The 20,444-nt window shown below is 58.5% G+C and carries 18 protein-coding genes and 7 tRNA genes; 3 read left to right on the plus strand and 22 right to left on the minus strand.

From position 1 onward, the window contains the following. Positions 1–32: 32 nt before the first annotated feature. On the minus strand, positions 33–2,222 hold the full coding sequence (malQ, locus tag OKC29_RS14320) for a 4-alpha-glucanotransferase (RefSeq protein ID WP_162275776.1): 2,190 nt from the start codon (positions 2,220–2,222) through the stop codon (positions 33–35). A 346-nt stretch (positions 2,223–2,568) separates the two neighbouring features. Between malQ and gap the strand changes: the two genes are divergently transcribed. After that, a complete protein-coding gene (gap, locus tag OKC29_RS14325) occupies positions 2,569–3,564 on the plus strand; it encodes a type I glyceraldehyde-3-phosphate dehydrogenase (protein ID WP_011707358.1) in 996 nt (331 codons plus the stop codon). A 115-nt stretch (positions 3,565–3,679) separates the two neighbouring features. Continuing rightward, positions 3,680–4,546 (plus strand): D-hexose-6-phosphate mutarotase, encoded by an 867-nt coding sequence (locus OKC29_RS14330; protein ID WP_073351714.1) that lies wholly within the window; start codon positions 3,680–3,682, stop codon positions 4,544–4,546. A gap of 72 nt (positions 4,547–4,618) precedes the next feature. On the opposite strand, the gene nadA is transcribed toward OKC29_RS14330, so the two are convergent. After that, on the minus strand, positions 4,619–5,692 hold the full coding sequence (gene nadA, locus OKC29_RS14335) for a quinolinate synthase NadA (RefSeq protein ID WP_045789014.1): 1,074 nt from the start codon (positions 5,690–5,692) through the stop codon (positions 4,619–4,621). Positions 5,693–5,832: 140 nt separating this feature from the next. Between nadA and OKC29_RS14340 the strand changes: the two genes are divergently transcribed. Next, the gene (locus tag OKC29_RS14340; RefSeq protein WP_073351716.1) at positions 5,833–7,938 is read left to right on the plus strand and encodes a methyl-accepting chemotaxis protein; all 2,106 of its coding nucleotides are present in this window, start codon (positions 5,833–5,835) and stop codon (positions 7,936–7,938) included. A 49-nt stretch (positions 7,939–7,987) separates the two neighbouring features. Here OKC29_RS14340 and OKC29_RS14345 read toward each other — a convergent pair. From OKC29_RS14345 to ruvA, 20 genes are all read right to left on the minus strand, one after another. Next, a tRNA-Val gene (locus OKC29_RS14345) sits at positions 7,988–8,063 on the minus strand. A gap of 12 nt (positions 8,064–8,075) precedes the next feature. Continuing rightward, a tRNA-Val gene (locus tag OKC29_RS14350) sits at positions 8,076–8,148 on the minus strand. Between the two features lie 17 nt (positions 8,149–8,165). Further along, positions 8,166–8,241: transfer RNA gene (locus OKC29_RS14355), tRNA-Lys, on the minus strand. 22 nt (positions 8,242–8,263) lie between these two features. Further along, positions 8,264–8,339 (minus strand) — tRNA-Val (locus OKC29_RS14360). Between the two features lie 21 nt (positions 8,340–8,360). Then, positions 8,361–8,436, minus strand: a tRNA-Lys gene (locus OKC29_RS14365). A 48-nt stretch (positions 8,437–8,484) separates the two neighbouring features. Continuing rightward, positions 8,485–8,560, minus strand: a tRNA-Val gene (locus tag OKC29_RS14370). Positions 8,561–8,591: 31 nt separating this feature from the next. Next, positions 8,592–8,667, minus strand: a tRNA-Lys gene (locus tag OKC29_RS14375). Between the two features lie 174 nt (positions 8,668–8,841). Then, a complete protein-coding gene (gene ybgF / locus OKC29_RS14380; protein WP_024945827.1) occupies positions 8,842–9,651 on the minus strand; it encodes a tol-pal system protein YbgF in 810 nt (269 codons plus the stop codon). A 158-nt stretch (positions 9,652–9,809) separates the two neighbouring features. Next, a complete protein-coding gene (gene pal, locus OKC29_RS14385; protein WP_005304908.1) occupies positions 9,810–10,334 on the minus strand; it encodes a peptidoglycan-associated lipoprotein Pal in 525 nt (174 codons plus the stop codon). Between the two features lie 49 nt (positions 10,335–10,383). Further along, positions 10,384–11,709: a Tol-Pal system beta propeller repeat protein TolB gene (tolB, locus tag OKC29_RS14390; protein ID WP_011707363.1), complete on the minus strand. Its 1,326-nt coding sequence runs from the start codon at positions 11,707–11,709 to the stop codon at positions 10,384–10,386. Between the two features lie 94 nt (positions 11,710–11,803). After that, the gene (tolA, locus tag OKC29_RS14395) at positions 11,804–12,967 is read right to left on the minus strand and encodes a cell envelope integrity protein TolA (RefSeq protein WP_011707364.1); all 1,164 of its coding nucleotides are present in this window, start codon (positions 12,965–12,967) and stop codon (positions 11,804–11,806) included. Between the two features lie 5 nt (positions 12,968–12,972). Then, a complete protein-coding gene (tolR, locus tag OKC29_RS14400; protein WP_270669311.1) occupies positions 12,973–13,419 on the minus strand; it encodes a protein TolR in 447 nt (148 codons plus the stop codon). Beyond that, positions 13,419–14,108 (minus strand): protein TolQ, encoded by a 690-nt coding sequence (tolQ, locus tag OKC29_RS14405; RefSeq protein WP_011707366.1) that lies wholly within the window; start codon positions 14,106–14,108, stop codon positions 13,419–13,421. The genes tolR and tolQ overlap by 1 nt, the downstream gene beginning before the upstream one ends. After that, a complete protein-coding gene (gene ybgC / locus OKC29_RS14410; protein ID WP_011707367.1) occupies positions 14,098–14,505 on the minus strand; it encodes a tol-pal system-associated acyl-CoA thioesterase in 408 nt (135 codons plus the stop codon). Before ybgC ends, tolQ begins: the two co-directional genes overlap by 11 nt. Positions 14,506–14,610: 105 nt before the next feature. Continuing rightward, the gene (locus OKC29_RS14415; protein ID WP_039213707.1) at positions 14,611–14,922 is read right to left on the minus strand and encodes a cyd operon YbgE family protein; all 312 of its coding nucleotides are present in this window, start codon (positions 14,920–14,922) and stop codon (positions 14,611–14,613) included. Next, positions 14,909–15,025, minus strand: coding sequence for a cytochrome bd-I oxidase subunit CydX (cydX, locus tag OKC29_RS14420; protein WP_005304933.1), 117 nt, complete (start codon positions 15,023–15,025; stop codon positions 14,909–14,911). Before cydX ends, OKC29_RS14415 begins: the two co-directional genes overlap by 14 nt. Positions 15,026–15,039: 14 nt before the next feature. Further along, positions 15,040–16,176 carry a cytochrome d ubiquinol oxidase subunit II gene (gene cydB, locus OKC29_RS14425; protein ID WP_073351718.1) on the minus strand — a complete coding sequence of 379 codons (1,137 nt, stop codon included), beginning with the start codon at positions 16,174–16,176 and terminating at the stop codon, positions 15,040–15,042. A 12-nt stretch (positions 16,177–16,188) separates the two neighbouring features. Further along, a complete protein-coding gene (gene cydA / locus OKC29_RS14430) occupies positions 16,189–17,745 on the minus strand; it encodes a cytochrome ubiquinol oxidase subunit I (RefSeq protein WP_011707370.1) in 1,557 nt (518 codons plus the stop codon). Between the two features lie 936 nt (positions 17,746–18,681). After that, positions 18,682–19,692: a Holliday junction branch migration DNA helicase RuvB gene (gene ruvB, locus OKC29_RS14435; RefSeq protein WP_011707371.1), complete on the minus strand. Its 1,011-nt coding sequence runs from the start codon at positions 19,690–19,692 to the stop codon at positions 18,682–18,684. Positions 19,693–19,700: 8 nt separating this feature from the next. Next, positions 19,701–20,315: a Holliday junction branch migration protein RuvA gene (gene ruvA / locus OKC29_RS14440; RefSeq protein ID WP_073352585.1), complete on the minus strand. Its 615-nt coding sequence runs from the start codon at positions 20,313–20,315 to the stop codon at positions 19,701–19,703. Between the last annotated feature and the right edge of the window lie 129 nt (positions 20,316–20,444).

Here is a 20,444-nt window from a genome sequence, read left to right on the forward strand (position 1 = left end):
ATGTAAGTGAGTCACGTTTTGTCGGCAGTGGCTCAACGACTGGCCTCGTCACGGGCCTGGCTCATCTTGCCTGCCAGCGCCTTGAGCGCCTCATTGGCAAAAATATCCTCCAGATCGGTAGACAGCTTGCGGCGCCAGTTCGGGTACTCGTAACTGGTGCCCGGCACGTTGACCGGCTTGTCCATCTCCAGCCAATCCTCCAGCTGGGTGCTGAACAGGGCGCAGCTACCGCGAGACATGTGCAGTTGCAGACCGTGGTTGAGCTCGGTATTCATGCCGACCCAGTTCACGTCGTGGCTGATGTTGCCGGAGATCACCCCGTGGCCGTGCAGGCTGTCGAGGATCCGCTGTTTGGCCTGGTGGCGATCAGCATACAGGGTCTTGAGTACGTCTTCATCCGGATACAAGCCCAGCTCACGCCCCAGCGCCAGATCGTCGCAATGCCAGAAGCCCTTGAGGGTCGGCATGTCGTGGGTGGTCAGCGCCGACATCGCCTGCTCGGCGTAGTGAGCCGGAGAGATGAAGCCGCCATCGGCCTTGGAGCGCTCGAAGAAGAACACCTTGTAGGAGTGGACGCCGTTCTCTTTCAGGGTCACGTCGATCCCCTCCGGCACGGTACCGAGATCCTCGCCGATCAGCAGACACTGGTTGCGGTGGGACTCGAGGGCCAGGATGCCGAGCAGGTCGTTGACCGGGTAATAGATGTAGGCGCCTTTGGCGGCAGACTCTCCGGGCGGCACCCACCACAGGCGCAGCAAGGCCATCACGTGGTCGATGCGCAGCGCGCCGCAGGAGCGCATGTTGGCACGGAACAGATCCACCATCGGCTGGTAGGCCGCCTCGAACAGCTGGTTCGGGTTCATGGGGGGCAGGCCCCAGTTCTGGCCGAGCGGACCCAGAATATCGGGCGGCGCACCGACCGAGGCTTTCGGGCAGTAGAGATCCCGGTTGGCCCAGATCTCGGTGGAGCCTTCGGAGACGCCCACCGCCAGATCGCGGTAGATCCCCATCACCATGCCGGCCGCCTTGGCACGGGCGTCGGCCCGGGCCAGCTGCTCGTCGGCCAGGAACTGCAGATAGAGGTAGAAATTCACATCCTGGCTGTGCTCGGCCATCCAGGCCGCCACTTCGGGATTGTGGTAGTCACGGAACGGCTCCGGCCACACCGGCCAGCCCCAGGCATTCTCGCCTTTGGCGTAGAAATGGGCCTGCAGAGCATCGAAGGCGGCCTGTTGCTGCAGGCTGTCGCCACCGGCGGCAACGAAGGCATCGAAGGCGGCCTGACGCTCGGCGCAGAGGCTCGCCTGGTCAAACACCTGACGCAGCATGCCGAGTTTGGTCTCGACGGCGCCGGTGTAATCCACGTTGCCCTTGGCACGCAGCTCGCTCAAGTGCTGCTGGAAGGCGGGGTTCGCCACCTCGGCCTTGAGCCGGGCATTGGCCAGAAATTCGGGCACGGCTTCCACATCGATGTAGGCCACGTTGAGCCAGCGTCGGGACGAGGGGCTGTAGGGGCTGGCGCTCTCCGGGTTGGCCGGATAGAGGGCATGAATCGGGTTGAGACCGACGAAGTGAGCGCCCCAGGCAGCCATCTTCTCGACCAGCTGGCCCAGATCGCTGAAATCGCCGATGCCCCAGTTGTGACGGCTGCGCAGGCAGTAGAGCTGCACGCTCGGGCCCCACACCTTGCGACCATTGGCGATGGGAGGCTGTTTGTAGCACGCCTTGGGCGCGACGATGAGGCGCATGCTGGCGAGCGGCTCGTCATTGCCCTCCTCCAGCAGGATCAGATCGTGATAACCCAGCTCGGGCTGCACAGCCAGGGCCACGCGATAGGCCTGGCACTCCATCTCTTCGAATTCGGCCACGCCGACCAGCTCGCCGTCGATGGGGGTGAGTTGACCGGACAACAGGCCGCCCTGCTCCAGGGAGAGCTGCCAGCTGAGGGCGTCGTTGACGAATTCGATGGGCAGACGAACTTCGAGGGTAATGGGCTCGCCGCTGCGGACCACCATCACGGGATCCAGCGCACGCAGCCAGTGCTGGCGGTGCTCCTGCTCAAGCTGCTCGGTCAGGGCGGCCTCGTCATCGACGCGGTAACCCATGGCGCCCAGCATGGCGGCCTTGCTCTCTTCGGATACCTGAGCCGGGTGGCCCCAGGCATCAACATACTCGCTGGCGATACCTTTGGCGGCAGCCAGCTGTTCAATCAGGGTGGTCATAGTTTGAGAATTCCCGCTGTGGATTCTATCTATACTATTTTGATTAATTTTTATGGGTGGTACTTGAACAGTGGCTCTATGGGCCATGCTAAACCGCGCACATTTTTACACATCTGCCTGGCTGGTTGTGTGACCGAGCAGGCACTATTGTTGATAACCGCACCGCCAGGAGATAGATAGTTATTTCGACAAAAGCTGGTAGTCAGTTACATAAACAGAAAATAAATTTCACAGTTTTTCATGATATAGCGCAATTTCAGACAGATTGTTGGTTGACTCACGGGGGAGTTCTAGTAAATTTACAAACGGAATTTTCTTTGACTACTGAACAGTTAGGTAACCAATTATGACTATCAAAGTAGGTATTAACGGTTTTGGCCGCATCGGCCGTTTCGTCTTCCGTCTGGCCGCTGAGCGTTCTGACATCGAAGTGGTTGGTATCAACGATCTGATCGACGTTGACTACATGGCCTACATGCTGAAGTACGACTCCACTCACGGCCGCTTCAAGGGCACCGTTGAAGTCAAAGACGGCAACCTGGTTGTCAACGGCAAAACCGTACGTGTTACCGCTGAGCGTGACCCGGCCAACCTGAAATGGGGCGAAATCGGTGTTGACGTTGTTGCCGAAGCTACCGGCCTGTTCCTGACCGACGAGACTGCTCGCAAGCACATCGCTGCCGGCGCCAAGAAAGTCGTTCTGACCGGTCCGTCCAAAGACGCTACCCCGATGTTCGTAATGGGCGTTAACGACGCTACCTATGCTGGCCAGGACATCGTTTCCAACGCTTCCTGCACCACCAACTGCCTGGCTCCGATCGCCAAGGTTCTGAACGATACCTTCGGTATCGAGTCCGGCCTGATGACCACCGTTCACGCTACCACTGCTACCCAGAAGACCGTTGATGGTCCGTCTGCCAAAGACTGGCGCGGTGGCCGCGGTGCGGCTCAGAACATCATCCCGTCCTCTACCGGTGCTGCCAAGGCTGTTGGCGTGGTTATCCCGGAACTGAAAGGCCTGCTGACCGGTATGGCTTTCCGCGTTCCGACTCCGGACGTGTCTGTTGTTGACCTGACCGTCAACCTGAAGAAAGCTGCCACCTACGCAGAAATCTGCGAAGCGATGAAAGCTGCTTCCGAAGGCGCCATGAAGGGTGTTCTGGGCTACACCGAAGACGAAGTGGTTTCTACCGACTTCCTGGGTGAGCGTCAGACCTCCGTATTCGACGCCAAGGCTGGTATCCAGCTGAACGACAAATTCGTTAAAGTTGTATCCTGGTACGACAACGAAATGGGCTACTCCAGCAAAGTTCTGGACCTGATCGCTCACATCTCCAAGTAATTTGGGATACGCAATCAAGTAGCTTGAAAAAGGCGGCCATGGGCCGCCTTTTTGTATTCTGGACCGGGATTTTTCCAACCCTCTCTTCTGAATGTGCGCGAGCACAGGAGTCCTCATGCAACCGACACGCTCTCTGACTGCCCACTGTACCCTCAGCCACCACCCGGCTGGCCAACCCTTGCTGACCGTCGACAACGGCTACGCCAAGGCAGAAATCAGCCTGTTTGGCGCCCACGTGCTCAGCTACCAGCGTCACGACGAACCCGCCTCCATCTGGCTCAGCGACAAGGCGGTGCTGGATGGCAGCAAACCCATCCGCGGCGGCATTCCCCTCTGCTGGCCCTGGTTCGGCCCGGCCCCTGCTCGCGTCGGCAGCGGCAAGCCCTCCCACGGCTTTGCCCGCACCAGCCTGTGGACGCTGGACGGTGTCTCCGATCACGGTGACGGCACACTCGTCCATCTGTCTCTGCGTGACAACGAGGCAACCCGTCAGCTCTGGCCTCATGCCTTCGAGCTGGAGCTGGACGTGCTGGTCGGCAAGGAGCTGGCCCTGGTACTGACCACCCGCAACACCGGCAAAGCGCCGCTCGTCTACAGCGGTGCCCTGCACACCTACCTGCAGATAAGTTCACCGGAGTCAGTGAGCGTCAGCGGCCTTGGCGAGCCCTATGCCGACAAACTGACCGGCCAGAATGGCCAGCAGCAGGGTCCTCTGACCCTGAACGGCCCGCTGGATCGGGTCTATTGGCAGCCTGCGGCCCACGTCAGCATCCAGGATGGCGAACGCGAGACCCGGGTGGTCAGCGGCAACCACGACAGCGTGGTAGTCTGGACCCCCTGGCTGGAAGGCGCCCACGCCATGGCCGACATGAGCGATGATGGTTATCGCACCATGCTCTGCGTCGAAGCCGCCATCGCCAGCGAGGCAGGCGTGACCGTCGCACCGGATGAAGAGCACAGCTTCTCCACCGTGATCATCTGAGCCGGATGAGGTTCAGATAAATAAAGAGGGCTCCCGCGGGAGCCCTCTCTTTGCATCTCTTTGTCTTGGTAATCAGGCATTGCCTTGGGTCTTGAGCCTGAGCTCGGCGGCGAAGTTGAGCATGCGGTCGAGCGGGATCAAGGCCTTTACCCGCAGATCCTCGTCCACCAGGATCTCGTGGCGCTCGGCGCCATCGGTGAGGGCCTCCTTGATGGCCACCAGACCGTTCATCGCCATCCAGGGGCAGTGGGCGCAACTGCGGCAAGTCGCGCCATCGCCACCGGTCGGCGCCTCCACCATCTCTTTCTCCGGGCAGGCCTGCTGCATCTTGTAGAAGATGCCGCGATCGGTCGCCACGATCAGCTTCTGCTGGGGCAGCTCCTTGGCCGCCTTGATCAGCTGGCTGGTGGAACCCACCGCATCGGCCAGCTCGATCACCGAGGCAGGGGACTCCGGATGAACCAGCACGGCGGCATCCGGATTCTGCTCCTTCAGCTCACGCAAGGCGCGGGCCTTGAACTCGTCGTGGACGATGCAGTGGCCCTGCCAGCGCAACATCTCGGCGCCAGTCTTCTTCTCGATGTAGGCACCGAGGTGACGGTCCGGACCCCAGATGATCTTGTGACCCTGGCTGTCCAGATGTTCGACGATCTCCAGCGCGATGCTGGAGGTGACCACCCAGTCCGCCCGCGCCTTGACCGCCGCCGAGGTGTTGGCGTAGACCACCACGATATGGTCGGGATGGGCGTCACAGAAGGCGGAGAACTGTTCGATGGGGCAACCCAGATCAAGCGAGCACTCGGCCTCCAGCGTCGGCATCAGGACTCGCTTGTGGGGGCTCAGGATCTTGGAGGTCTCGCCCATGAAGCGCACCCCGGCGACGATCAGGGTCTGCGCCTCGTGATCACGGCCAAAGCGGGCCATCTCGAGGGAGTCGCCGACGAAACCACCGGTCTCCTCCGCCAGCGCCTGGATCTCGGGATCCGTGTAGTAGTGGGCGACCAGCACCGCCTTGCGCTCCTTGAGCAGTGCCTTGATGTCTGCGATCAGGGTCGTCTTCTGCTCGGCGCTCAGGGGAAGGGGCTTGGCCGGAAACGGATAGTCCATCTCGACTACCGGCGGGACATTGTTCAGTGCATTGCTCATTGCGACTGTTCCATCAACGCTTGGAAAGGCAAAAATTATAACCAGAAGCCGCGCACAAACCCATCAACAAATCCGGTGCTGCGCAAGTGTCCGAATATACTCAAGTAATTCGTTGTCATTCTTGCCAAAGGAGTTGTCGAATGAAACAACGTTCCCTCAAAACCAAGCTGCTATTGCTCACCATGGGGCTGTTTCTCGCCAGCGGCCTCGCCATGACCCTGATGCAGTCCTCCTCGCTGAACACCCTGCGCAGCAACATCGTCAGCCAGACCCGCCAGGCGCTGGAACAAGAAGTCTCCCGTACCCTGCAGTTCCAGGCCGAACGCTATGCGGTGCAGATCGCCGACCTGCTGCAGCAGTCCTATCAGGTGCCGCTGGGCATGGCGGCCCAGCTGGAGGGCAGCATGGCGCAGCCGGACAGGCTGCTGAGCCGCCCCCAGGTCGAAACGCTGCTTCACAGCCGACTGCAGCAAGCGGGCGGCATCAGTTCCATCTATGCCCAGTTTGAACCCGACGGGTACGACGGCCAGGATGCCAGCTGGCAGGCCGGCGCCTCCCACTCCGTCGTCGGCAAGGGCAGCCTGGAGATTTATTTCACCCGCGACCAGGGTGGCCAGATCAGCCAGCAGCCGGTGGATGCCGCCACCAGTGCCGCCAAATACGACACCTCGGTCAACGAGTTCGGCATCCGCAACAGCGAATGGTACCTGTGCGGCCGCGACACCCTGCGCCCCTGTCTGATGGAGCCCTACCTCTACGAGATAAGCCCAGGCAACAAGATGCTGATGACCAGCCTGACGGTGCCCGTTCTGAAAGCCGGCAAGTTCGCCGGCATCACCGGCGTCGACATGAACCTGCCCATCTTCCAGCAACTGGCCGAGAACCTCGGCAAGAGCCTGTATGACAACCAGGCCGAGGTCACTCTGGTCAGCAAGATGGGTCTCATCGTCGGCAGCAACCGTCACGCCGACAAGCTGGGGCGGCCGCTGACGGAAGCCGGCCTCACCGCCCCCACCGGCCAGGAGCAGGACACCGAGACCGACTTCATCCTGCAACAACCGGTCAGGATCGACGCCGCCGACACCCAGTGGTGGCTGATGCTCAAGGTACCCAAGGCGCTGGCTCTCAGCCAGGCCAATACCATCAGCAACCAGCTTGGCGACTTGCTGCAGGCCACCCAGCAGCAACAACTGATCACCATCGTCGTCATCACCCTGCTGGCGCTGGCGCTGCTCATCTGGTTCATCCAGACCATCACGGCCCCCCTCTCCCTCATCAGCCGCCATGTATCCCACCTCTCCAGCAACGAGGGGGACCTGACCCAGCAGATGAGGATAGATACCCACCAGGAGCTGATCGAGCTGGGCGGCCACCTCAACGCCTTCCTCGGCAAGTTGCGCGGCATGGTGCAGGGCAGCAAGCAAATCGGCCAGCAGGTGCACCAGCAGGCCCAGGGCATGAAACAGACAGCAGACACCATGCGCAGCAGTCTGGACGAGCAGAGCCTGGAGCTGGAGAGCGTGGTCAGTGCCATGCATCAGATGAGCACCACTGCGGTCAGCGTGGCAGGCTATGCCGAGCAGGCAGCCCAGGAGTCGGAAACGGCCACCCATCACATCAGCACGGCACAGCAGACCCTGAGCCGGGCCCGCACCGAGATCCACACCTTGGTTGAAGACATGCACCTCGCCGACAAGGCCGTCGCCCAGGTGGCTCAGCGCAGCACCAACATCAGCCGTATTCTCGACGTGATCAGGGCCATCGCCGAGCAGACCAACCTGCTGGCGCTCAATGCGGCCATCGAGGCGGCGCGGGCGGGTGATATGGGGCGCGGTTTTGCCGTGGTGGCGGACGAAGTGCGGGCGCTGGCCAACAAGACCCGGGAGTCCACCGACGAGATAGGTCAGCTCATCGGCAGCCTGCAGACCGAGGTCAGCAGCAGCCAGCAGTTAATGAGTACCGGCATCACTCGCTCGGCCAGCACGGTGGAAGGGACGGAGCAGGCCTTTGAGGCCCTCAATCAGGTGGTCACCCAGATCCAGCAGATCCACGATCACATCAGCCAGGTGGCCACGGCGGCCGAGCAGCAGAGCGCCGTCAGCGACACCATCAACCAGAATCTGATGCGGATCGGCGACGCCGCCACCACCCTGGGGCAAGAGGCCAACGCCAGCCATCACCTGAGCGAGCAGCTGGAGCAGGCTGCCACGGCACTGGCTACCCAGCTCGATCGACTGAGAACCTGACGCCGAACGGCCATAAAAAAATCCCGCATTGCTGCGGGCTTTTTCAATCTGGTGGTCGTTACTGGGATCGAACCAGTGACCCCCTCCTTGTAAGGGAGGTGCTCTCCCAGCTGAGCTAAACGACCTGGGAGNTGGGTTGGTCGTTACTGGGATCGAACCAGTGACCCCCTCCTTGTAAGGGAGGTGCTCTCCCAGCTGAGCTAAACGACCTGGGATTCTTGAAATGATGGTGGGTCGTGCTGGATTCGAACCAGCGACCAATTGATTAAAAGTCAACTGCTCTACCGACTGAGCTAACGACCCATCTAAATCATTTTTTACAAACTGGTGGTCGTTACTGGGATCGAACCAGTGACCCCCTCCTTGTAAGGGAGGTGCTCTCCCAGCTGAGCTAAACGACCTGGGAATTCTTGTGGCCAGATTGGTGGGTCGTGTAGGGATCGAACCTACGACCAATTGATTAAGAGTCAACTGCTCTACCGACTGAGCTAACGACCCACACCGACTTGCCTGGCACACTGCTTGCCTTGGCAAACAGTTTAAAACTGGTGGTCGCTACTGGGATCGAACCAGTGACCCCCTCCTTGTAAGGGAGGTGCTCTCCCAGCTGAGCTAAGCGACCTGGGAATGCTGTCTCCACCTTGTGGAGAGAATGGTGGGTCGTGCTGGATTCGAACCAGCGACCAATTGATTAAAAGTCAACTGCTCTACCGACTGAGCTAACGACCCTCACCACGACCAGGACCGACTGCAATACTGCACCGGCTCTGACGGCGGCCTATATTACGGATTTATCATCCTGGCGCAATAGAAAAATCTTAAATTCAATCTGTTTGTTCATTGCGCATACAAAGCGGGGCTGTATTTACAAGACTGTTACGAAAACAGTGACATGCAGCAATGTTACAGCTTGCTCAAACTCTGCTTGGCCAGTTGGGCCGGCGAGGTGTTGGGATAGCCCTTGATCACCTGCTCATAGAAGTTCTTCGCTTCCGCCTTCTTGCCGTCAAGCTGTGCCAGCATGCCCAGCTTCAACAGCGCATCGGCTCGCTTGGGCGACTTGCTGAACTTGGTTGCCACCGTGGTGAACTGGGCAGCAGCGCCGGTCCGGTCACCCTTGTTGAACAACAGCTGACCCAGCCAGTAATGGGCATTGGGGACATAGCTCGAGCTTGGATACTGTTTGATGAACCCTTCGAAGGCGGGGATGGCCTTGTCGTAGTTCTTCTCCTTGAGCACCATGTTTACGGCCGCATCGTAGGCCTGGTTCTCATTCAGGTTGGTCGAGTAGTTGGCCGCAGCTGCCGGTGTCGCACTCGCAGCGGCGGCTGCCGGGGCTGCTGGCGTAGCAGCAGGCTGGCTGTTGGCCACCTTGTCGAGCTCCTGATAGAGCTGACGCTGACGCTCTTGCGACTGTTCCATCTGGTAGGTCTGCTGTTCCAGCTGACCGCGCAGCTCGGAGACCTCCCCTTGCAGAGAGTCGACCTGCTGCTGCAATTCGGCTTGCAGCCGCAGACGGGCATTGAGGGTGCGCTCCAGCAGGGCAACCCTGTCTTCCAGGCTGCCGGTGGGCACGATGGCGCCGTTGTTGCCACTAAGGACAACTCCACCACCCGAGTCACCGCTCAGATCGCTGACGGGAGCCGCCGCCTGCGCATTGAGAGCAACCAATACGGCCAGCGCAACAACAGCTTGCTTGTACACAGATTTCATTCGGATCAAACCTTAGCGTTTAGGGCAAATAAAACGGCCAGCGCCATCGTCGCTCGCTTATGCAGATTTCATTCGGATCAAACCTTGGCGTTTAGTGCAAATAAAACGGCCATCGAAATGGCCGCTTGCATATAAACGAACTTCGTTCGGTTTAAACCTTAGTAAACCAGAACCGCACGGCGGTTTTTGGCAAAGGCATCCTCGGTGTGGGACATGTCCAGCGGCTTCTCTTCGCCATAGCTGACGATGGAGAGCTGCTCGGCCTGCACACCCAGGGTTTGCAGATACTTGGCAACGGCCTTGGCACGACGCTCGCCCAGGGCGATGTTGTACTCCGGAGTACCGCGCTCATCGGCGTGACCTTCGATCAGGACTTTAACGCTCGGGCGCTCGCGCAGGTAGCTGGCGTGGGCATCCAGCAGATCAGCATACTGACCCTGGATATCGTAACCGTCGAACGGGAAGTAGATCACGTTGTCACGTTGCAGCGCTTCGAACTTCTGACGCATCTGCTCTTCCGGGGACAACATGCCGTTGGCGCCGCCGGTTTGTACACCGCCCATGCCGTCGGTCATACCTGATTCAGCACCAGCGGCGTCAGAATCAGAAGAAGAGCTACAAGCGGCCAGGGTGAACAGTGGCAGTGCGATGGCCAAACCCTTGAGCAGTTTATTGAGTTGCATGCTATTTCCTTAAACCTTTATAACAAAACAAAAAACAATTGGATTTTTATCAATTCAAGAAGGGCGACCAAGCTGGTGCACGAATTTCACCGCTACTGGTCGGAAGCACAGCCTTGAAGCGACCATCAGTCGACACCAACGCGAGACTCTTACGACCCTGATAGATGGTGGCATAAATGATCATGCTGCCATTGGGAGCCACACTTGGCGACTCATCCAGCGCACTCTGGGTAAGGACCAGCAGGGCATTGTTTTCCATGTCCTGGCGGGCAATACGGTACTGCCCCTGAACACGAGTCACCATCACCATGATTTTGCCATCAGGAGTGATGGATGCGCCCTGGTTGGATTCACCTTCCCAAGTCATCCGGCGAGTCATACCAGTCGCCAAATTTACGCTATAAATCTGGGGTTTGCCACCACGTTCAGAGGTGAACAACAAATTTTGCCCGTCCGGCATCCAGGAGGGTTCGGTGTCGATCACCCGGCTGGTTGTGACGCGGGTCAGCTGCTTGCTAGCGACATCAACCACATAGAGGTTCGGTGAACCATCCTTGGAGAGAACGATAGCCAGACGACGACCATCCGGAGACCACTCAGGCGCGCCGTTGATCCCGCGGAAACTAGTGATCAGGCTGCGTTGCTGGGTGTAGATATCCTGCACGTAGATCTCGGACTTCTGGTTCTCGAAACTCACGTAGGCCAGCTTGCTGCCATCCGGCGACCAGGCCGGAGACATCAAGGGCTCGCGGGAGCGCAGCAGGGTCTTCTCGTTGTAACCGTCGTAGTCGGCGATGCGCAGCTGATACGGGAACTGGGTGCCCTGCTGGACGGAGACATAGGCCAGGCGGGTCAGGAAGGCACCACGTTCGCCGGTCAGGCGCTCATAGACGATGTCGGAGATGCGGTGAGCGAACTGACGCATCTGGGCACCCGGGATGGTCGCCATGCGGCTGTCCAGGATGTAGCCGTTGCTCTCGCCGCCTTGCGCCTTGGCCAGTTGGCCCTTCAGCACGTCGACCAGCTCGAAGTTGATCTTGTAGGTACCGTCGCCGACAGCGGCAATGGAACCGACCACCACAGCCTCGACCCCTTGCGAAGCCCAGGGTGCGAAGTTGATTTCGCCGCTGGTGCTCGGCGTCTGCGGCATCTGGCCACGAGCCAGCGGCTTGAACTTGCCGCTGCGCATCAGGTCGTTGGAGACCACTTCCGCGATGTCCTGCGGCAGCTGGCCATTGCCTTCCCACTTGAAGGGGGCGACCGCAATGGGTCGGGCACTGTCGATACCGCCGGTGATGACGATGTCCAAGGCCGCCTGGGCGCTCTGGCCCAGCAACAAACAGCCAACCAAAGCAAAAAACACTTTTCTTATCATGGCTTAAATACTCGGTTCCAAAAAAATGAGAGATTAACTTCCTTTCTCGGCAAGATGCTGCCAACCACGCTACACGATTTACCTTACCCAGGCCTTAGATGCTCGGTTCCAACTTGAGGTTGAACTCCTTCAACATCTCGAACGCCGCAGGATCCTTCGGTACCGGCAGTTGGTTGGCCTTCAATACGGCCGCCTTGCCGGAACGACATACCGCCGGGTCACCCTGGCCGTTATCTACCGAAATGACAAAGCCAGTGCTCGCAAGACGTACGCCGATAGTACATGTTTTGCCCCGCATGGTGGGATCCAAAATCATATATCGCTCAACAGTCGCCTTGATGAGTGCCGCGTATTTGTCGACCTCGCCCTGCGCTGCAGCAGATGCCGCCTGACTGCGGGCATTGGCCTCAGCCGCCAGCTGCTGCTGCATCATGTCTTCCATCTCTTTTTGCAGCTTGGCCTCCTCGGCCGCCTTGCGCTTGCGCTCTGCCGCGATCTTGGCCTGCTTGTCGGCCTCCGCCTTGGCTTTCTTCTCTGCGTCAGCTTTTGCCTTCTTGGCGGCCTCTTCCTTGGCCTCCTTGGCTTTCTTGTCGGCTTCGGCCTTGGCTTTCTTCTCAGCCTCCGCCTTGGCTTTCTTGTCCGCTTCGGCCTTGGCTTTCTTCTCAGCCTCCTGCTTGGCCTTCTTCTCGGCTTCAGCCTTCTTGGCTGCGTCCGCCTTGGCCTGCTTCTCTTCGGCCTCTTTCTTCTCTTGTTCCTTTTTCTTCTTCAGCGCCAGCGCCTTGCTCTCTTCTTCCGCAGCCTTGCGCTCGGCTTCCACCTTCTTGGCTTTCTGCTCTTCCAGTTTGCGGGCTTCCTCGGCCTTCTGGGCCTTCTCTTCCGCCTGCTTCTGCTCGGCTACCTTCTTCTGCTTTTCAGCCTCGGCCTTGCGGGTGGCCTCTTCGGCCTCCTTGCGCTTGGTCTCGGCAATACGCAGCCGCTCCTGCTGCTGGGCCAGCTCGCGCTTGGCGATGTCCGTGTCTTCCTTATCCTTCTCTTTCTCTACCTTCTGCGGCTTGGGCTGAGACTTCTGCTGCTGGATCTGCTTGGCCTGCTCGTTGAGGAAATTCTCGTCGAGCATGACGGCGTTGACGATCTGCCCCTTCGACTCGGGTCGCTTCGGCTTGCTGAAATCGAGCCCGACAAACAGGATGATGCCGATGATCAGGTGCAGCAGAAGCGACGCGATGAGATAACCGGAAATACCACGCTTCACATCCATCTCCGTCAGTTCACCGGATCCGTCATCAGGCCGACCTGAGGCACACCCGCTTTCTTGAGGGCCACCATCAGCAGGATCACCTCTTCGTAGCGCACCGACTTGTCGCCGGCGACCACCACGGGGGCGTTCTGATTGATGGCCAGATAGCCCATGGCCTTCACGGTGATGTATTGCTGCATCGCCTCGGGAGTACCGGCAGGCACCGGCTCGTCATCCGCCTCGCCGGCCTTGATGACGTACTCGCCTTCGGTGTTGACGCTGACGATGAAGGGCGGCTTGGCATCTTCCGGCAACTGCTCGGATTCCGCCTGTGGCAGGTCAACCTTGACCCCTTGCGTGATCACGGGCGTCACCGCCATGAAGATGATAAGCAGCACCAGCATGACGTCGATATAGGGAACCACGTTGATCTCGGCCACCTTCTTGCGCCGGATCCGCTGATAGGTTTGCATTACTGATCACCCTGCTGCTGAGCAATTTGACGGTTCAGAATGGTGGTGAACTCGTCCATGAAGTTGGCGTAGGCGTTTTCCAGCCGCTCGACCTTGTTGGAGAAGCGGTTGTAGAAGATAACGGCCGGGATGGCGGCAAACAGACCCATGGCGGTGGCGATCAGCGCTTCCGCGATACCGGGTGCCACCATCTGCAGGGTGGCCTGCTGCACCTGACCCAGGGCGATAAAGGCGTTCATGATCCCCCAGACGGTACCAAACAGACCGATATAGGGGCTGATGGAGCCGATGGTCGCCAGCACCGGCAGGTTGGATTCCAGTTCGTCCACGGCGCGGGAAAGGGAGACCCGCATGGCACGGTAAGTACCGTCCATCACCGCATCCTGACCACGGGCACCGGCCTTGAGCAGACGGGCGTACTCCTTGAAGCCGGAGTAGAAGATATCTTCCATGCCTTCGATGTCGTCGCGACGGGAGGAGGACTCCTGGTAGAGACGGTTCAGATCGACCCCGGACCAGAATCTGTCTTCAAATTGCTCCGATGCGAGATTGGCTGCCTTGATGGCCTTGGAACGCTGGATGATCAGCGCCCAAGAGACTACCGACATACCCATCAGGGTCATCATGACCAGTTTTACCAGCAGGCTGGCTTGCCAAAACAGGCCAATAAACGAAATTTCAGCGTGCACTTAACAGCACTCCCTTCACATTTTCAGGTATTGCAACAGGTTTCATATGCGGATGACTGACACAGGCTATCTGTACCATGGCCTGGGTGATCAGTCGTCCATCAGCCGCCAGTATCCGTTGTGAAAAACGCATGGAGGCGCGTTTCACTTCAGTCACTTGCGTTAATACAGTCAAAAGCTCATTAAATCGGGCCGCCGAGCGGAAATCGATCTCTGTTCGACTCACCACAAACGCGAACCCGTCGCGCAGCATGACATCCTGTTCGATGCCGCCGCAGCGCAGGAACTCGGTGCGAGCACGTTCCATAAACTTGAGATAATTGGCGTTGTAGACGATGCCCCCGGCATCGGTGTCTTCGTAGTAGACCCGTACCGGAAACTCAGAGACTTCCCCCATAACAATCTGTGATCCATTCGACAGTCAGATGGGGGGCTATCATAGCGCAGGGCTGAATAGGAAAGAAGCAGGGGGAAGCAGGGAAATCCTGCCTCCCCCCGTTTTTTATGAAAGGAAATAGCCTTGGGTCAACCAGAGCCCATATAACAAACTGGGCCAGGCGAGCCAGGGGCAAAACAGCACACGACCGATGAGGCTGCGGGGATGAAATCCCAGCCCGTGCATGACGCCACAACAGACCGCCCACATCAGCCAGGGCGCGAGCCAGAGCCCGTGCTCGCTGGTATTGGCGGCCACCAGGTTGGGAGCCTGTAAAATGGCGACGGCCAACAGGGCCGCCGCCAACAGCATCAACCCCTGCCAAGGTTGGCGCTCCAATGGAGCGGCCAACCGGGCGAGTCGATCACTTGTTCTCATCGATCTGGCGATCCATGTTCTCGGTGTGCTCCAGCCAGAGCGCATTGATGATGCCGAATGCGCAAGCCAGCAACAGACCCAGGATCCAGGTGAAATACCACATATCAGGGCACCTTCTTAGTAGAGCGATTGTTGGTTGTCTTCGATGTGCTTGCTGGTCACCCGGCCGAACATCTTGATGTAGGTCCACAGGGTATAACCCAGCACAATCGGTACAAAGATGGCTGCCGCCACCGTCATCACCTTGAGGGTGTTGAAGGAGGCTGTGGCATCCCACATGGTCAGGCTCAGTGACGGCTCAAGACTGGAAGGCATCACGAACGGGAACATGGAGAAGCCTGCTGTCAGGATCACGCCGGCAACCGCCAGGGAGGAGGTAGTGAACGCCAGCCAGCCCTTGTTCAGTTTGGCGAACAGCGCGGTCAGCAGGCTCATGGCCAGACCCAGCACAGGTGCTGCAACCATCCAGGGATAGAGGCTGTAGTTGTTCATCCAGGCTCCGGCCTGACGCACCACGTCCTTGTTCATCGGATTGGAAACGGCATCGGTCGCGGCCGCCTTGACCACCACATAGCCTTCCATGCCGCTGACCCAGAAACCGGCCAGACCGAACAGCACCAGCGTCAGCAGCGAGCAGATCATGGCGGCAGTGCGGGAGCGGGCCAGCACTTCACCGTCGGTCTTCATCATCAGCCAGGTCGCACCCTGAGTGACCAGCATGAACAGGCTCACCAGGCCGGCCAGCAGGCCGAACGGATTGAGCAGACCGAAGAAGTTGCCGTGATAGGTCAGCATCATGAACTGGTTGAAGTCGAACGGTACGCCCTGCAGCAGGTTGCCGAATGCCACGCCGAACACGATGGGCGGCACCGCACTGCCGACGAACAGCGCCCAGTCCCAGTTGCTGCGCCACTTGGCGTCTTCACGCAGGGAACGGTACTTGAAGCCGACCGGGCGGAAGAACAGGGCCATCAGCGTCAGGATCATGGCGATGTAGAAGCCGGAGAAGGCGGCGGCATAGACCATGGGCCAGGCGGCAAACAGGGCACCACCGGCAGTCACCAGCCATACCTGGTTGCCCTCCCAGTGCGGGCCCATGGTGTTGAGCATCACCCGACGCTCGACATCCTTCTTGCCGACGAAGGGGAGCAGTGCGCCCACCCCCATATCGAAGCCGTCGGTGATGGCGAAACCGATCAGCAAGACACCGACCAGCACCCACCAGACCAGACGCAACATTTCGTAATCAAACATGGGTTACTCTCCTTATGCCTTGCTCTGTTCGAAGTGGTACTTGCCCGTCTTCAGGCTGCTTGGGCCCAGACGCGCGTACTTGAACATCAGGTACATCTCGATGATCAGCAGTACGGTATAGAACAGGCAGATCCCGATCAGAGAGAACCAGATCTCGGACGCCGGCACATTGGATGCAGAGACGGAGGTCGGCAGCACTTCGGCGATGGTCCAGGGCTGACGGCCATACTCAGCGACGAACCAGCCACACTCGATGGCGATCCAGGGCAAGGGGATACCGTACAGCAGCGCCTTGAGCAGCCATTTGCGCTCGCCGATCTTGTGGCGGGTGCTGTCATAGAAAGCCAGACCGATCAGCAGCAGCATCAGCATGCCGCAGGCAACCATGATGCGGAAGGCAAAGAACAGCGGTGCAACCTGCGGGATGGAGTCATCCACGGCTGCCTTGATCTGTTCGTCGGTGGCATCGGTAACGTTGTTGGTGTAGCGCTTGAGCAGCAGACCGTAGCCCAGATCCTGCTTCACTTCATCGAAGCGGGCACGGGTATCGTCGGACTTGTCGCCGGATTGCAGCTTGGTCAACAGGTCGTAGGCGGTCATGCCGTTGCGCACGCGCAGCTCATGCTCGCTCTTCAGATCCTTGAGGCCGGTGACCTGACCATCCAGGGAACGGGTAGCGATGATGCCGAGCGCATAGGGGATCTTGATGGCGTAGTCGGTGCGCATCTCCTCCTGATTCGGAATGCCGAACAGGGTAAAGGAGGCAGGTGCCGGCTCGGTGTTCCACTCGGCCTCGATGGCCGCCAGTTTCACCTTCTGCACTTCACCGGTCTCGTAACCGGACTCGTCACCGAGGATCAGCACGGAGAGGATGGAAGCCATACCGAAAGCGGCTGCAATGGCGAAGGAGCGACGGGCAAAGGCCACGTCACGATTCTTCAGCAGGTAGTAGGAAGAGATACCCAGCACGAACATGGCGCCCGTGGTGTAGCCGGCCGCGACGGTATGCACGAACTTGACCTGGGCAACCGGGTTGAACACCAGCTCGGCGAAGCTCACCATCTCCATCCGCATGGATTCGAAGTTGAACTCGGCACCGACCGGGTTCTGCATCCAGCCGTTGGCCACCAGGATCCAGAGGGCGGAGAGGTTGGTCCCGAGTGCCATCAGCCAGGTCGCAGCCAGGTGCTGACGCTTGGAGAGGCGATCCCAACCGAAGAAGAACATACCGACGAAGGTGGATTCCAGGAAGAAGGCCATCAAGCCTTCGATGGCCAGCGGGGCCCCGAAGATATCGCCGACGTAGTGGGAGTAGTAAGCCCAGTTGGTACCGAACTGAAACTCCATGGTCAGCCCTGTGGTGACCCCAAGGGCAAAGTTGATACCAAACAACTTGCCCCAGAACTTGGTCATGTCCCGGTAGACAGGGTTGTTGGTCATCACATAGACAGACTCCATGATCGCCAGAATGAAGGCCATTCCGAGCGTCAGGGGCACAAACAGGAAGTGATAAAGGGCCGTCGCAGCGAATTGGAACCGCGATAGGTCTACCACATGCTCAGCAATCATGATGTTTCCTCACCGATTATTGGCACGGCTATTTTAAGTTTTAAGGACAAAGCTTCCGTTGGAAGTCCCCGAATTATCGGTCATGTTCCAGTTTTGCACTGACGACCGGATTCGACTGCCACCACATTAACAACAAGTCAATAATAGGGAACAAAAAAAGCTAATGTTTAACAATTACAAAACAATCCAGCTTGCTTTATTCCCGCCCATAATGACCTGCGTTTTATATCACCTTTATTTGATTGAAATCAATGTAAAACCATCATGAATACATGCCTTTTAAAGGCATTTTAACGACCGATGAGATTTATTTTAGAGAGCTGCGTCACAAAAAAACAAAGATCGCAAATCATTGATTTAAATCAAATTTATATTTATCACCAATTAGTAATGGTTCTGTTAAAAAACAACTGGCAAGGTCGTTTTCATAATGTTTCCTGTGGCTGTGCCGGGTCCGAATAAAACTAATTAAAAACCACTAAAAACGCATGTTCATGCTAATTCCATAAGCCGGAAAAATGATTAGTTAATCTAATCTGAGATAGGTAATTTTTCTTGTTTGTCCGAGTCCGATAGAGCTCCTACAATGCGCCTCGCAGTGAGGGCATACCCTTGGATACAGGCCGGTCAATCTGGGTTCCCGGTACGTATTCGATAAACATTTCGAACCTGTTTATTGGAATCAAAGATGAAAAAGTTTGTTGCTAAAACCATCCGTTACTACAAGCTTTCGTTCGTGCAGCTCTATCAAATGAACCGACTCTGAGGCCTCGCGACGGCTCCTCTGTTTTTTTACCGGTCTGTCTCCAGACGCACTCACTGTCTGTGAACATCCATCCTGAATTGTCTTTGCCCACCGCATCCGCAGTGGGCTTTTTTTTGCCCGGATAACAAAAAACCGCCTCTAGCGGCGGTTTTTTGTTCAATCAGCTATTTTCACCCTTCATCTGGCCGTTGCAGGCCAAAATGCGCATAAGCTCTTGGTGTCGCGATCCGCCCTCTGGGTGTACGTTGCAGATAGCCCTGCTGGATCAGATAAGGCTCGAGTACATCCTCGATAGTGTCCTTCTCCTCCCCGATGGCAGCCGCCAGGTTGTCGAGCCCCACCGGCCCGCCCAGAAACTTGTCTATCACAGCCAACAATAGCTTGCGGTCCATGAAGTCGAAGCCTTCATTATCCACGTCCAGCATGTCCATGGCTCGGGCCGCTATGGGTCCATCGATGCGACCGTCAGATTTCACCTGGGCAAAATCGCGCACCCGGCGCAACAAACGGTTAGCAATTCGCGGCGTACCGCGCGAACGACGCGCCACCTCCAGTGCACCGTCTTCCGTCATGTCGAGCCCGAGGCAACGGGCGCTGCGCGCGACGATGTCGGTCAGATCCTTGACGTTGTAGAACTCGAGCCGTTGCACTATGCCAAAACGATCCCGCAGCGGACTGGTGAGGGAGCCAGCCCGGGTAGTGGCACCGATCAGGGTGAAGGGGGGCAGATCGAGCTTGATGGAACGGGCGGCGGGCCCCTCCCCGATCATGATATCGAGCTGGTAATCCTCCATCGCCGGGTAGAGCACCTCCTCCACCACCGGACTGAGGCGGTGGATCTCGTCGATGAACAGCACGTCGTTCGGTTCGAGGTTGGTGAGCAGTGCCGCCAGATCGCCGGCCTTCTCCAGCACCGGGCCGGAAGTGGTCTTGATGTTGACCCCCATCTCGTTGGCAACGATGTTGGCCAGCGTGGTCTTGCCAAGCCCCGGCGGGCCGAAGATCAACAGGTGATCGAGCGCCTCGCCACGCTGGCGCGCCGCCGCGATGAAGATCTCCATCTGCTCGCAGACGGGATCCTGACCGGTGTAATCGGCCAGCAGCTTGGGCCGGATGGCCCGATCGATGACTTCCTCTTCTCGCCCGCCGGAGGCGGAGATGAGACGATCCGCTTCAATCATTGTCTACCTCACACCAGGCTGCGCAGTGCTTCACGGATGATATCTTCCACCGACATGCCGTCGGCAGCGACCTTGCTGACGATCTGGCTGGCCTGCTGCGGCTTGTAGCCAAGCGCCACCAGCGCGCTGGCCGCCTCTTCGCTCGAATCCGGCGCCCGCAGGGCACTCTCTCTGGCAGGCAGGGTGATCTCGGCCGGCGAGAAGAGATCGTGGCTGACCCAGCCCTTGAGCCGGTCCTTCATCTCCACCACCAGCCGCTCGGCGGTCTTCTTGCCCACCCCCGGCAACTTGACCAGGGAGCTGATCTCTTCGCGCTCGACGCTCAGCACGAACTGGGTGGCGGTCATGCCGGAGAGGATGGCCAGCGCCAGCTTGGGACCGACCCCGTTGGTCTTGATCAGTTCGCGAAACAGCGCCCGTTCCTGCTTGTGATTGAAGCCATAGAGCAGCTGGGCATCTTCCCGCACCACGAAGTGGATGTGGATGGTCGCCTCCTTGCCGATCTCGGGCAGATCATAGAAGCAGCTCATGGGCATCTGTACCTCATAGCCCACGCCCCCGACCTCCAGCAGTACCTCGGGGGGTTGTTTCTCAATGACTACGCCTCTCAAGCGACCAATCACGGCAATCTCCTCACCAAACCAGCTATCTGTAAATTGGCTCATAGCATAAAGAATAACTGGATAAGTATCCAGCATAGGGCGGTGAGGATCGGGGCGGATTCTCGGCACGTTCACCCGTTGCCAGCCATG

Origin of the sequence: Aeromonas sp. QDB34, assembly GCF_027705405.1 — a bacterium.
GTDB lineage: Bacteria > Pseudomonadota > Gammaproteobacteria > Enterobacterales > Aeromonadaceae > Aeromonas > Aeromonas hydrophila.